The 13,443-nt window shown below is 61.1% G+C and carries 14 protein-coding genes; 7 read left to right on the forward strand and 7 right to left on the reverse strand.

Features of this window, described 5'->3' with window-relative positions; genetic code table 11:
- Positions 1-5 precede the first annotated feature (5 nt).
- Positions 6-644: a nucleotide exchange factor GrpE gene (grpE, locus tag GA0061101_RS18470; RefSeq protein ID WP_047556215.1), complete on the reverse strand. Its 639-nt coding sequence runs from the start codon at positions 642-644 to the stop codon at positions 6-8.
- 211 nt (positions 645-855) lie between these two features.
- Here grpE and GA0061101_RS18475 point away from each other — a divergent pair, with 211 nt between their 5' ends.
- Positions 856-1,290 (forward strand): GFA family protein, encoded by a 435-nt coding sequence (locus GA0061101_RS18475; RefSeq protein ID WP_047641085.1) that lies wholly within the window; start codon positions 856-858, stop codon positions 1,288-1,290.
- A 3-nt stretch (positions 1,291-1,293) separates the two neighbouring features.
- Here GA0061101_RS18475 and hrcA read toward each other — a convergent pair whose 3' ends face one another.
- The gene (hrcA, locus tag GA0061101_RS18480) at positions 1,294-2,382 is read right to left on the reverse strand and encodes a heat-inducible transcriptional repressor HrcA (RefSeq protein ID WP_037202978.1); all 1,089 of its coding nucleotides are present in this window, start codon (positions 2,380-2,382) and stop codon (positions 1,294-1,296) included.
- Between the two features lie 172 nt (positions 2,383-2,554).
- Here hrcA and rph point away from each other — a divergent pair, with 172 nt between their 5' ends.
- Genes rph through hemW form a run of 4 tightly spaced genes read left to right on the forward strand, consistent with a single transcriptional unit; the run spans position 2,555 to position 5,568 of the window.
- Positions 2,555-3,271: a ribonuclease PH gene (gene rph / locus GA0061101_RS18485; RefSeq protein ID WP_037202976.1), complete on the forward strand. Its 717-nt coding sequence runs from the start codon at positions 2,555-2,557 to the stop codon at positions 3,269-3,271.
- 12 nt (positions 3,272-3,283) lie between these two features.
- Entirely contained in the window at positions 3,284-3,700 is a 417-nt protein-coding gene (locus GA0061101_RS18490) for a VOC family protein (protein WP_037202974.1), read from the forward strand.
- Positions 3,701-3,711: 11 nt separating this feature from the next.
- Positions 3,712-4,356 carry an RdgB/HAM1 family non-canonical purine NTP pyrophosphatase gene (gene rdgB / locus GA0061101_RS18495; RefSeq protein ID WP_047641086.1) on the forward strand — a complete coding sequence of 215 codons (645 nt, stop codon included), beginning with the start codon at positions 3,712-3,714 and terminating at the stop codon, positions 4,354-4,356.
- 18 nt (positions 4,357-4,374) lie between these two features.
- A complete protein-coding gene (gene hemW, locus GA0061101_RS18500) occupies positions 4,375-5,568 on the forward strand; it encodes a radical SAM family heme chaperone HemW (RefSeq protein ID WP_047641087.1) in 1,194 nt (397 codons plus the stop codon).
- A gap of 115 nt (positions 5,569-5,683) precedes the next feature.
- On the opposite strand, the gene GA0061101_RS18505 is transcribed toward hemW, so the two are convergent.
- Positions 5,684-6,613, reverse strand: coding sequence for a DMT family transporter (locus tag GA0061101_RS18505; RefSeq protein ID WP_047641088.1), 930 nt, complete (start codon positions 6,611-6,613; stop codon positions 5,684-5,686).
- Between the two features lie 159 nt (positions 6,614-6,772).
- Here GA0061101_RS18505 and gcvA point away from each other — a divergent pair, with 159 nt between their 5' ends.
- Complete coding sequence (gene gcvA, locus GA0061101_RS18510) at positions 6,773-7,669, forward strand: transcriptional regulator GcvA (protein ID WP_208865012.1); 897 nt, start codon at positions 6,773-6,775, stop codon at positions 7,667-7,669.
- Positions 7,670-7,785: 116 nt separating this feature from the next.
- On the opposite strand, the gene dnaA is transcribed toward gcvA, so the two are convergent.
- The 4 genes from dnaA to mutM form a co-directional block, all read right to left on the reverse strand.
- Positions 7,786-9,336 carry a chromosomal replication initiator protein DnaA gene (dnaA, locus tag GA0061101_RS18515; RefSeq protein ID WP_034513977.1) on the reverse strand — a complete coding sequence of 517 codons (1,551 nt, stop codon included), beginning with the start codon at positions 9,334-9,336 and terminating at the stop codon, positions 7,786-7,788.
- A gap of 873 nt (positions 9,337-10,209) precedes the next feature.
- Positions 10,210-10,485 carry a 30S ribosomal protein S20 gene (gene rpsT / locus GA0061101_RS18520; protein WP_037202970.1) on the reverse strand — a complete coding sequence of 92 codons (276 nt, stop codon included), beginning with the start codon at positions 10,483-10,485 and terminating at the stop codon, positions 10,210-10,212.
- Between the two features lie 192 nt (positions 10,486-10,677).
- Positions 10,678-11,451 (reverse strand): enoyl-CoA hydratase, encoded by a 774-nt coding sequence (locus GA0061101_RS18525; RefSeq protein WP_092574445.1) that lies wholly within the window; start codon positions 11,449-11,451, stop codon positions 10,678-10,680.
- A 16-nt stretch (positions 11,452-11,467) separates the two neighbouring features.
- A complete protein-coding gene (gene mutM / locus GA0061101_RS18530) occupies positions 11,468-12,358 on the reverse strand; it encodes a bifunctional DNA-formamidopyrimidine glycosylase/DNA-(apurinic or apyrimidinic site) lyase (RefSeq protein WP_092574446.1) in 891 nt (296 codons plus the stop codon).
- 247 nt (positions 12,359-12,605) lie between these two features.
- Between mutM and ubiE the strand changes: the two genes are divergently transcribed.
- The gene (gene ubiE / locus GA0061101_RS18535) at positions 12,606-13,382 is read left to right on the forward strand and encodes a bifunctional demethylmenaquinone methyltransferase/2-methoxy-6-polyprenyl-1,4-benzoquinol methylase UbiE (RefSeq protein WP_037202967.1); all 777 of its coding nucleotides are present in this window, start codon (positions 12,606-12,608) and stop codon (positions 13,380-13,382) included.
- Positions 13,383-13,443: the final 61 nt, after the last annotated feature.

The following is a 13,443-nucleotide window of genomic DNA, read 5'->3' on the forward strand; positions in this document are numbered from 1 at the left end:
GAAGATCAGGCGTCTTTTTCGTCCAGCGGGCTATTGGCGCCCTCTGCATTCTCGACGATCTTCGGGCCGCCCTTGGCGACGCCGACCATGGCCGGGCGCAGAACGCGCTCGCCGATGACGAAGCCGGCCTGCACGACCTGCACGACCGTATTGTTCGGCACCTCTGAATTCGGCACCTCGAACATCGCCTGATGGAAATTGGGGTCGAACTTCTGCCCGATCGGCTCGATCTGGCGCACGCCATGGCGCTCCAGTGCCGAGAGCATGGACCGCTCGGTCATCTCGACGCCGTCGATCAGCGTCTGCAGGCCAGCATCGGCGCCGGCGCGCGCTTCGGCCGGAATGGCTTCCAGCGTGCGGCGCAGGTTGTCCGCCACTGCAAGCATGTCGCGGGCGAAGCTCGCCACGGAATAGGACTTCGCATCCTTCACATCACGCTCGGTGCGGCGGCGAAGATTGTCCATCTCGGCGGCGAGCCGAAGGTAGCGGTCACGCAGTTCGCCGTTTTCGGCCTTCAGCAGCTCGACCGGGTCCGGCTGAGACGGCTCGGTCGCATCAATGGTTTCCGCTGCGTCTTGAGCGAAATCCGCTGATGTGTCGGCCGCCGCGGCGTCAGGTCCGGTTTTCGTTGTTTCGTCGGTCATGACGGTCTCCGAATTGCTTTGTCTTTTGGATGTGCCCGATATCGAGGTTTAGCCGGAAAAAATCAAGGCTTTGTCGAGAAGATCAGCCAATTCGTGGCATTACGACGGTGGCAAGATACCGGCGGATCAGAGACGCTGGTTGCGACTCGGCTATCCAGGCCCTCTCTCCGATGATATAGTTAAGCGTATCTCAACACGGCGGGTGAGATCAATGTCCAGCGGCAAATCCCTTTCCGGCAAATGTTTCTGCGGTGCAGTCGAGGTCACCGTCGACGGCGAGCCTATCGCGATGGGCTATTGCCACTGCGATTCCTGCCGGGAATGGTCGGCGGGACCGGTCAATGCCTTCTCGCTCTGGCCGCCCGAAGCCGTCCACATTACCAAGGGTGCAGATCGCATCGGCAGCTACCAGAAGACCGAAACGAGCGCGCGCAAGTGGTGCACGGTCTGCGGGGGCCATCTGCTGACGGAGCATCCCCCATGGGGCGTAACCGATGTTTACGCCGCTGTCCTTCCCGGTCTCGACTTTCAACCGGCATTTCACGCCAATTACGAGACGACGGTGCTGCACATGAAAGATGGACTGCCGAAGCAGAAGGATTTTCCGGCGGAAATGGGCGGATCGGGAACGCTGCTTCCCGACTAGGCGTCAGATCCCTGGCCGCGACAGCCTCGAAATCAGCTGTGCCGTATAATCCACCATGGGCACGATGCGTGCGTAGTTCAGCCGCGTCGGACCGATGACGCCGACTGCTCCGACGATGCGATCGTCATCGTCGCGGTAGGGAGCGACGATGAGCGAGGAGCCGGACAGGGAAAAGAGCTTGTTTTCCGAACCGATGAAGATACGCACCCCCGGTCCGCTTTCCGCAAGGTTGAGGATCTCGATGAGACTGTCCTTCTTTTCAAGGTCATCGAATAGCAGACGCAGCCGGTCCAGATCCTCGGCGCCGCCGACGTCGGCCAGCAGATTGGCGTGGCCACGCACGATGAGTTGCGTCGGCTTGCCTTCGGCGTCGTCACCCGACAGCACCGCAATTCCGCGCTCGACCAGCTCATGCGACAGGCTGTCCAACTCCTGGCGGACGCTATCCTTCAGACTTTGCACACGCCGGCGGAATTCCGGAAGGGTCTGGCCGGCCATATGAGCATTGAGGAAATTGGCGGCCTCCGTCAGCTGCGACGAGGTGATGCCGGCCGGCAGTTCGATGATGCGGTTTTCGACCTGGTCATGATCGCCGACAAGCACCGCAAGCGCCTTGGTCGGCTCCAGCCGGATGAATTCCACATGCTTCAGCACGGGATCGCTTTTCGCGGTAATGACCAGGCCGGCGCCGCGCGAAATGCCAGACAGCATGCGGCTCGCCTCGGACATGACCGATTCCATCGGCTGGTCGCGATTGCTCCCGCGCACCTGCCGATCGATGTTGGCGCGGTCCTCGGCGGAGAGGTCACCGACCTGCATGAAGGCGTCGACGAAGAAGCGCAGGCCGATCTGGGTCGGCAGCCGGCCGGCGCTGATATGCGGCGAATAGATGAGACCAAGCTCTTCCAGGTCGCTCATGACATTGCGCACCGAAGCTGGCGACAAGGACATGGGCAGCAGGCGCGAAAGATTGCGCGAACCGAGCGGCTCGCCGTTTTCGAGATAGCCTTCGACGATGCGGCGAAAGATTTCCTTGGAGCGTTCGTCAAGCGCAGCAATGACATCCGAAACCGTCGATGTCGTAAATACCATTTTGCTGCCAAATCCGTTCCATTGAGCCTTAGTGAAAATATAATCATTCAGTTAGCAATCGCAAAAGGGAAAAATGCGGTTACCGCCGCAGTGGGGCGTTAAAGCCTGCTTTTCCTTTGCAAAAGCCTCCTCTGGGTCGTAGAAGCGGTCAACGAAGTTTCAGGAGAGTGGAATGCGGCCTTCAGGCAGAAAAACCGATCAGATGCGCAAGGTGTCGTTCGAGCGCAATTTTTCCAAGCATGCGGAAGGCTCGTGCCTGGTCAAGTTCGGCGATACGCATGTGCTCTGCACGGCAAGCCTGGAAGAAAAGACGCCGCCATGGCTGCGCAACAGCGGCAAGGGTTGGGTCACGGCTGAATACGGCATGCTGCCGCGCGCGACCGGCGAGCGCATGAAGCGCGAAGCTGCCGCCGGCAAGCAGGGCGGCCGCACGCAGGAAATCCAGCGCCTCATCGGCCGCTCGCTGCGCGCCGTCGTCGACCTGAAGGAGCTCGGCGAACGCCAGATCACCGTCGACTGCGACGTCATCCAGGCCGATGGCGGCACGCGTACCGCGTCGATCACCGGTGGGTGGATCGCGCTCTACGATTGCATGAAGTGGATGGAAAGCCGCAACATGATCAAAGTCGACCGCGTGCTGAAAGATCACATCGCGGCGATCTCCTGCGGCATCTTCGCCAGCCAGCCGGTGATCGACCTCGATTATCTCGAGGATTCCTCGGCAGAAACCGACGCCAACTTCGTCATGACCGGCAAAGGCGGGATCGTCGAGATCCAGGGAACGGCCGAGGGCACGCCCTTCAGCGAAGAGGAATTCGCCACGCTCCTGGGCCTTGCCAAGAACGGCATTGCCGAACTGGTGGATCTGCAGAAGCAGGCGATCGTCTGAGGATATCCTGCAATGGCGGACGCGGCTCTCGAAGGCATCTTGGAAACCGCTCTCTATGCGGACGATCTCGATGCGATCGAGGCCTTTTATAGCGGCATTCTCGGGCTCGAGAAGATCGCACGTGGTGGTAACCGCCATGTCTTTTATCGTTGCGGGCCGGGCGTGCTGTTGATCTTCAATCCGGCCGAGACGATGAAGCCGCCGGAACCGGGCTCCCTTCCCGTGCCGCCGCATGGCACGACGGGCGATGGTCATGTCTGCTTTCGGCTCAGCGGCGACGACATCGAGGCAATGGCCCGGAAGCTGAAGGCTGCGGGCATTGCCATCGAAGCCGATTTTCACTGGCCGAACGGCGGCCGCTCGATCTATTTCCGCGATCCGGCCGGCAACAGCCTGGAATGCGCCGAACCCCGCATCTGGGGCTTATGACGGGACAAGACATGCGCAAACTCGATACCAAGACCATCGTCGTCGCCAGCCACAATGCCGGCAAGATCCGCGAAATCGAGGATCTGATCGGCCCCTTCGGCTTTGCCGCCAAGTCGGCCGCCGACCTCAATTTCATCGAACCGGACGAAACAGGCACGACCTTCGAGGAAAATGCCGCGATCAAGGCACTGGCCTCGGCGCATGCTTCCGGCCTGCCGGCACTGTCCGACGATTCCGGCCTGGTGATCGATGCGCTCGGCGGCGATCCGGGGGTCTATACCGCCAACTGGGCTGAAACAGCTGACGGCACTCGCGACTTCGCCATGGCGATGCAGAAGGTCGAAACCGCGCTGGAAAAAGCCGGCGCCACCTCGCCTGAACGCCGTACGGCTCGTTTCGTCAGCGTGCTTTGCCTTGCCTGGCCGGACGGACATACCGAACTTTTCCGCGGCGAAGTCGAAGGCGCCGTCGTCTGGCCGCCGCGCGGCACCCAGGGCTTCGGCTATGATCCGATATTCCAGCCGGAGGGATATGAGACGACCTTCGGCGAGATGAGCGCCGACGAGAAGCATGGCTGGAAGCCCGGCAATCCGCAGGCGCTGTCGCATCGCGCCCGCGCCTTCAAGGTCTTTGTCGAAACCTGTCTGGAGGCGTAGGCTTACTTCGTGGAGATCATGGATTCGCAAGACCTGATGCGCGGGGCGCAATTGCTACCGGATACCGGCGAGCCTGGTTTCGGCGTCTATGTGCATTGGCCCTTCTGCGCGGCCAAATGTCCCTATTGCGATTTCAACAGCCATGTCCGTCACCAGCCTGTTGATCAGGAGCGTTTCGCTGCCGCCTTTCTGAAGGAGATGGCATCGATGCGGATGATCAGCGGCCCGAAAACAGTGACCAGCATCTTCCTCGGCGGCGGCACACCTTCGCTGATGAAGCCGGAGACGGTCGGTACGATCCTCGATGGCATCGCCAGGACCTGGCATGTGCCTGACGGCATTGAGATCACCATGGAGGCCAATCCATCGAGCGTCGAGGCCGAGCGCTTCCGCGGCTATCGCGCCACCGGTGTCAATCGCGTGTCGATGGGCGTGCAGGCACTGAACGACCGCGACCTGAAATTCCTGGGCCGCCTGCACGATGTCGCCGACGCGCTGAAGGCGATCAAGCTGGCGCGCGAGATCTTCCCGCGCATGTCCTTCGACCTCATCTATGCCCGCCCGAACCAGACAGTCGAGGAATGGGAACGCGAGCTGAAGGAGGCAATCTCCTACGCCGTCGACCACCTCTCGCTCTATCAATTGACCATCGAGGAAGGCACGCCCTTCTACGGCCTTCACAAGGCCGGTAAATTGATCGTGCCCGACGGCGACCAGTCGGCGCTGCTCTACGAGGCAACGCAGGAGATCACCGAGCGCGAGGGCATGCCGGCCTACGAGGTCTCCAACCACGCGCGTCCCGGCGCCGAAAGCCGGCATAATCTCACCTACTGGCGCTATGGCGACTATGCCGGGATCGGTCCCGGCGCCCATGGCCGGCTGACCCGCGGCTCGCAAAAGCTTGCAACGGCCACCGAGCGGAAGCCGGAGAGCTGGCTTGAGATGGTCGAGCGCGACGGCCATGGCATGGTCGATCAGGAAATGCTCGGCTTCGACGAGCAGGCCGACGAATTGCTGCTGATGGGCCTGCGCCTGAAGGAGGGTGTCGACCTCGCCCGCTGGCAGGAACTCTCCGGCCGGGATCCAGATCCGCAGCGCGAGGCTTTCCTGCTGGAGCACGGGTTCATCGAGCGGCTGGGCAATTCCCGCCTGCGCTGCACGCCGACGGGAATGCTGCTCCTCGATTCCGTCGTTGCCGATCTGGCCTGTTAGTCACCTCCCTCGAGGGCGGGGCAATTGCATATGGGGCATGCCGGTGCCGCAAGCTCCTTCTCCCCTCGGGGAGAAGTTGGCCCGAAGGGTCGGATGAGGGGGCGCGGCAACGATCTCATCTCATATGCGATTCCCCTGCCCTCAAGAGGAGGGTAAACAGCCGTCCGTCGATCGCCGCAAGGCCGAGCGCGATCATCGCCATGCCGATGAAGTGCTTCGGCTGCAAGTCCTCGCCGAGAATCAGTGCACCGAGCAGGATGGCGCTGACAGGGATGAGGAAGGTCACCAGCATCAAGTTGGTAGCGCCTGCGGTCGCGAGAATGCGGAAGAACAGCACATAGGCGACGGCCGTCGACAGGATGGCGAGGCCCGCGAGCGCCAGCCAGGTTTCGGCCGATGGCATCGCGAGCGTCCAGGGGCGGTCAACGAAAAGAGCGATCGGCAGCAGCAGGACGGTCGAGGCCGTCACCTGACCGGCGGCGGGAATGATGGGCGCCAACCCCATGCGGCGGAAGCGGCGTCCGAAGATGCCGGCGAGGGAATAGGTGAAGGCGGCTCCCAATACGGCGAGCTGCGCCAGCACATTCGAACCGAGGCTTGCGAGCACCGACGGGCCGATCATCAGGGCCACGCCGGCAAAGCCGACGATGACGCCGACAAGGCGATTGCCGGTCATCTTCTCATCCGACGTCAGAAGATGCGCGACCACGACGCCGAAAAGCGGTGTCGTCGCGTTGAGGATCGAGGCAAGGCCGCTGGCAATATGCGTCTGGCCCCAGACGATCAGCAGGAAGGGAATAACATTGTTGAGGAAGCCCATGCCGAAGAAGGCGAGCCAGACCTGGCGATCGCGTGGCATGGAATGCCCGGTCACGCGCACGATGACATGCAGAGCGATAGCGGCAAGTGCGACACGCGCTGTCACGATGGTAAAGGGCGGCAGTTCATGGACCAGAATGCCGTTGAACAGGAAGGAGCCGCCCCACAGGAGGGATAGTCCCACAAGCATGCCCCACTCGACTGCGCCCATGGACTTCTGCGGCATCACGATAGTCTCCAGTATTTCATTCGATTGAGTTTTACTTATGGACGGCCGGAATCTCATACTGTTGCCAACCATCGGAATTGCTGAAATAATCTCGCGATAGCGGGCCTCTGGCAAGCGAGTCTTTCTCATTCAATGATTTAGCTGAACTCAATCATTATGGATCAGTTGCCGTCTCTTTCGGCCCTCAGGGCCTTCGAAGCATCAGCCCGTCATCTCAGCATGACGCTGGCGGCAAACGAGCTGCATGTCACGCCTGGCGCCATCAGCCTGCAGATCCGGGACCTCGAAAGCGCGCTCGGCGTACGGCTTTTCGAGCGCCGGGCGCGCAGCCTTGCGTTGACCACAGGAGGCGCCGACTATTTCGCGACGATGCGCACGGCCTTCCGCCTCATTCGCGAGGCAACCACGGCCCTGACGATGCGCTCAAGGGACACAGTGCTGACCGTCGCCTGCACTGCCGGTTTTGCCACGCATTGGCTGGTGCCGCGGCTTCGGCGCTTCGAGCAGGCTCATCCCGATATCGATCTGCGCATCAGCGCCTCGCATCGCATGATGGATTTCCAGCGGGACGGGATCGACATCGCCATCCGCCACGGGCTCGGCGGCTATGAAGGGCTGGCAAGCGAAAGGCTGCTCGATGACGAATATGTGCCGATTTGCACCCCCGAGATGGCGGCGACACTCGGCCCCTCGCCCGTCGTCGACAATCTGGCGGATCAGACCCTGATTCATGACGTCTATCGGCGCGACTGGGAGCTCTGGCTGCAGGCTGCGGGCGCGACGCGTGTGGACGCCACGCGCGGGCCGGTCTTCACGGATGGCACCGGGGCTTATCACGCCATGAAGGCAGGGCTCGGCATCGCACTGATGCGCCGCTCCTTCGTCGAGCAGGAATTGGCAGGCGGGACGCTGATAGCCCCCTTCCCCATCGGGTTTGCCAGCGCACTCGCCTATCATCTCGTCTATCCGCCGGGCGCGCTGGAACGGCCGGCGGTTGCGGCCCTCCGCTCCTGGCTGCTCTCCGAAGTCTCACATGCGACGCCGCCGACATAGGCAGGCTCGAACACCTGATCGGTCATCCCCGTCAACATCAAGCAGACAAGGTCACCCAAAGAAAACGGCCGGCGCTGAGGCCGGCCGTGAAACGAAGAGCGGATAGCGCCCGCCGCTTATTCGTTGATGAGGCGCTTGAGCAGCTCGATCTCATGCGACAACTTGGTGTCGCCCGAGATCAGTTCCTCGATCTTGCGCACCGCATGCAGCACGGTCGTATGATCGCGACCGCCGAACCTGCGACCGATCTCCGGGAAGGAGCGCGGTGTCAGTGTCTTCGACAGATACATGGCGATCTGGCGCGGCTTCACGATGACGCGGGTGCGACGATTGGAGACCAGCTCCTGGCGCGAGACATTATAGTGACGCGCGACAATGCGCTGGATGTCCTCGATGCGGACGCGACGCGGCTCGCCGGAACCGACCAGATGCGCGAGAAGCTCATCGACGCGCTCGACCGTCAGGTTGGGCTCGAACGACCGGCGGAAGATGAGTTGATTGAACGCGCCTTCCAGCTCGCGACCGCTTGCCGTGACATTGCGGGCGACGTGAGACAGAAGCTCCGCCGGGATTTCCAGCGACGGATCGTCCTGACGGGCCGCATCCAGACGGCGCTTGAGGATTTCAAGACGCATTTCATAGTCCGGTGCCTCGACCTCGATCGCTACACCACCCTGAAGACGCGAGCGGACGCGTGGATCGAGCGATTCCAGCTCCCAGGGAGCGCGATCGGCGGCGACGACAACCTGCTTGGCGCTGTCGAGCAGCATGTTGAGCAGATGGCAGAACTCGTGCTGGATCATCTTGCCCTGCAGGAACTGCATGTCGTCGATGATGAGCAGGTCGATGTTGCGCAGGGAATCCTTCAGCGTCAGCGCATCATTGTCGCGGATCGCGGTTGCGAAGCGCCACATGAAGTATTCCGCCGTCAGATAGACCACGCGCAGGTTGCGCGGATTCTGTACGGCGGCATTGGCGATCGCCTGCAACAGATGCGTCTTGCCGAGACCGACCGTCGAATGAACGAAGAGCGGATTAAACCGCACGGCGCCTGAGCCGGCTTCAGCGATGGTCTTGGCGGCGGCAAGGCTCACCCGGTTCGAGCTGCCCTCGACATAGGTGTCGAAGGTAAAGCGGGAATCGAGCGGCGAGCCGAACAGCGGCATACCTCCCGTCGCAGGGCGGGCTGCGGCTGCCGCGCTTACGGCCTGAGCGACAGCGTGGCCGGCGGGCTGCGCTACAGAGCGGCGGATCGGCGCCACGGCAGCCTGATCCGATACAACAGCCTGTTCGTCAGCACCCGGCTTCGCGCTGTGCCGCGTCGCCGTACGCACCAGAATTTCAACTTTCAGGATCTCCGCGTCTTCTGTCTGGAACAGGCCGGTGATCATATCGAGATAGCGATTATTGATCCACGACTTCAGAAAGGTCGTCGGAACCGTAAGGCGCACAACACTCTTGGAGACCGAATGCAGTTTAAGTCGGCCGAACCAGCTGGCATAGACGTCAGGACCAACCTGCGCCTTCAAGCGCGCACTGACACGTTCGAACAAAACATTTTGCGCCACGTCTCCTTTTTCCCCCGCCGCTTCTAGGCAAACCGCACTGAACGCCTGCGCATTGTCCCCGGTTTCCAACGCACCCGTCGTCCTCGTATGTATCTGCATAAAGTGCCGCCTTCCACAGTCTCGTTATAGGACGAAACGACATCGAGCCGCCGTCCTTAGGTCTTCGCCATGACATGACGGTCGCGCTCGTTTTTCAAGCTGCGCCGCATGCCGGTTCATCAGCCGAGCCCAGCCAAGAGGCTTTACAAAAAAACCGCGGCGAAAACTGCTCTTTAAAGCGGCCTTCGTCTTGGCGTTCGTAACCGGAGCATCGGTCGGTCCTCGTATTCCGACCAGTGCCCCAGCGGCTGTCAATTTTTCTCCCCTCCCCACAGCCACGCTTATGACTTAGGCTGCAAAGGACAGACAAGCTTCCTCGTTCCGCCAGCGTTGCCGCTTACGGTCTTAACTCGTCAACTGTTTGAAAAAACGGGGCTGAACTGCTCCGTCACAAGGGACAAAAATCATCCACTCCGCCTTTAGTGGCAGTGTTCGCCGAAGCCGTTTCAGATGATGTCCGCGCCCCTTGTTGAAATGCATTTAGGCAGGATCGAACGCAGATATCAACGATGAATTTTACACAAAATTAAGAGGCAGCCATTGACTCGTGAAGCCGTTTTTGACTGTCACATGGCCTTCAAAAAAGAATCGCTGTTGAATCAAGGAGATTCCCGTTCAGCGCGATTCTCACAGGTTTCAAAACAAAAAAATAAAAAAATCCCTTGACTCACTTGTGAGCCGGCAACGCGTCACGCAGATCACCCAGCGCTGAGATATCCTGCCGCAAGCCTTTGTTTTCAAATGTGTATTTCTGTCACGTCACTGACATGATCAGCCGGCTACATTTTAGCATTATGGCGTTTTTTTGGCCGAATCCAAAAAGCCCGGCACAAGGCCGGGCTCAAGTCTAACGATTAAATCGTTAAGGAAAAATTACGCTGTCGGGGCCGAGAGAGCCTTCACACGCTTGGCAAGACGCGAAACCTTGCGGGAAGCGGTGTTGGCGTGAAGCACGCCCTTGGTCGCTGCGCGAGCCAGTTCAGGCTGGGCGGCGATGAAAGCTGCCTTGGCGAGATCTGCATCACCCGATGCGATGGCTTCTTCGACCTGACGGACGAAAGTGCGAACGCGCGAGCGACGAGCCTTGTTGACATCGGTGCGGCGGGCGATCTTGCGGGTCGCTTTTTTCGCCGAGCTGGTATTGGCCATGTATGCCTCTCTTAGAATTCAAACACAGCTCCGTCACTGCAGCGCGGGCCCTGCGGCCACTTCATCCAGCAATGCGGGAGCAATTGCGGAAAACCAGAGCGGCTTTCCAAACTGTGGCGGGCATATAACTGGAATGAGCCGCGCCGTCAACGCGGATTCTCGTCAAAGGCTCGTAATTCCGAATTCCGCCCCTCACCGGTTCTTGAAGGCCGGCTTACGCTTTTCGACAAAGGCGGTCATCCCCTCCTTCTGATCCTCCGTGGCGAACAGGCTATGGAAAAGGCGGCGCTCGAAGCGCAAGCCCTCTTCCAGCGTGGTTTCCAAGGCGCGGTTCACCGCCTCCTTGGCCATCAGCACCGAGGGACGAGAGAGCGAGGCGATCTTGGCGGCGGCGGCCAGTGCCTCGTCCAGCAGCTTGTCGGCCGCCACGACGCGAGACACCAGGCCCGAGCGTTCAGCCTCTGCTGCGTCCATCATCCGGCCGGTCAGCACCAGATCCATCGCCTTCGCCTTGCCGACGGCGCGTGTCAGGCGCTGCGAGCCGCCCATGCCGGGGATGATGCCGAGCGTGATTTCCGGCTGACCGAACTTCGCCGTCTCGGCGGCAATGATGAAATCGCACATCATGGCCAGCTCGCAGCCGCCACCGAGTGCGAAACCGCTGACGGCGGCAATCACGGGCTTACGCGCCCTGGCGATCTCGTCCCAGCCGCTCATCAAGTCGCCCTTGTAGACGTCAACGAAATCGAGCGGCTGCATTTCCTTGATATCGGCGCCGGCTGCGAAGGCCTTTTCCGAGCCGGTGAGCACGATCGCGCCGATCGCATCATCAAGATGGAAGGCGGCATAGGCCTGCTTCAGCTCGGCAAGCACCGTGGAATTCAGCGCGTTCAGCGCCTGCGGCCGATTGAGCCGGATGAGGCCGACAGCCCCATGAGTTTCGACGATCAGGTTTTCGTAAGCCACTTGTCTCTCCCTTCAATCAGCTTTGGCAGGCGGCGCAATAGAAAGAAGAGCGCCCTGCCTGGACGATGCGGCTGACCGTACCGCCGCAACCCGGCGTGCCGCAAGGCTGGGCTTCGCGGTCATAGACGGAAAAGGAATGCTGGAAATAGCCAAGCGACCCATCCGTCTGGATATGATCACGCAACGACGAGCCGCCTGCCGCGATCGCGTCGGCGATGACAGCGCGGATCGCGGCCACCAGCCTCAACAGCTCCTCCTTCGGGCCGCCGGTGTCGGTGACCAGCGTGCCGGCGGCGCGCAGGGGCGACAGATGAGAGCGCCACAGCGCCTCGCAGACATATATATTGCCGAGGCCGGCGATATTCTTCTGATCCAGCAGCGCGCTCTTCAGCGGCTGCGCCTTGCCGGCGAAGCGTTCGGCCAGATAGTCGGCGCCCAGTTCGTTGCCGGTGGGTTCCGGGCCAAGATCGCGGAAGAAGGGGTGGCTGGCGATATCGGCTCGCCTGACGACATCCATGAAGCCGAAGCGACGCGGATCGTTGTAGATCACGCGCGCGTCACCGCCTGCACCCGCCAGATGGAAGACGACATGATCGTGCTTCTCGTCCTTGGAACGCGGATGGTGGAATGCTCCGGGCGTCTCCTCCGACGGGCCGGCCTCGATCCGGAACGAACCGGACATGCCGAGATGCGCGACGATCGTCATGCCGTCATCGAGGTCGATCAGCAGATATTTGGCGCGGCGCGACAGCGACGTGATGCCGCGCCCCGAGACCGCTTGCGAGAAGCCGGCCGGGAACGGAAAGCGCAGATCGCCGCGGCGCAGTTCCAGCTCTTTCAACAGGGCGCCCTCCATGGAAGGCGCCAGCCCTCGTCTGACGGTCTCGACCTCTGGTAATTCCGGCATGGCTATCCATCTTTATGTTTCAACCGCTTATGATCTGGGCTATAGCCCAAGGGCATTGCGGCTGGTGATCTGGCTGATGAGATAGCGTGGCAAACGCGATTTCGCTATGGTCCGCCGCTGAATACTGCGTAATTCCTTAGATCGGAATCGATTTAAGGATAAAATTATGCAGCAAATTTAAAGGGCTACAGCGACCTTTGCGCGTCACATATGACACGCGGCGCTATAGTGTAACGGAGTTGAGCCGATGGCAGACAGCCGCACCTCCGCCGATGGCGGCATGGAAACATCCTATGGCTTTCGCGAAGTGGCCGATGGCGAAAAGCAGGGCCTCGTCAACGAGGTGTTCCACAAGGTTGCCAAGCGCTACGATGTCATGAACGACGTCATGTCCATGGGCCTGCACCGGGCCTGGAAGGACGCCATGATCGCAGCGCTCAACCCGCGCAAGGATGCGACCTACAAGGTCCTCGACGTTGCCGGCGGCACGGGCGACATCGCCTTCCGCATCGTCGAAGCCTCGAACCGGCTGGCGCATGCGACGGTGCTCGACATCAACGGCTCGATGCTCGGCGTCGGCGCGGAACGCGCGGAAAAGAAGAAGCTCTCCGACAATCTCACCTTCGTCGAAGCGAATGCCGAGGAACTGCCCTTCGAGCCCAACTCGTTCGACGCCTATACGATCGCCTTCGGCATCCGCAACGTCCCTCATATCGACGTGGCGCTGAAGGAAGCCTATCGCGTGCTGAAGCGCGGCGGCCGGCTGCTGGTGCTCGAATTCTCCGAGGTCGACCTGCCGCTGCTCGACCGCGTCTATGACGCCTGGTCCTTCAACGCCATTCCGCGCTTCGGCAAGGCGATCACCGGCGAGGCCGAGCCCTATCAGTATCTGGTGGAATCGATCCGCAAATTCCCGAACCAGCAGGATTTTGCGACGATGATCGGCGAGGCCGGCTTCTCGCGCGTGAGCTTCACCAACTATACCGGCGGCATCGCCGCCCTGCACTCCGGCTGGAAGCTCTAAAGCATGATGTCGAGCCATGTGACGCGGTCGACGGCCTCCATTTCCCGAGACCTTGAGACGC

Origin of the sequence: Martinezella lusitana (genome assembly GCF_900094565.1) — a bacterium.
Lineage (GTDB): Bacteria > Pseudomonadota > Alphaproteobacteria > Rhizobiales > Rhizobiaceae > Rhizobium > Rhizobium lusitanum.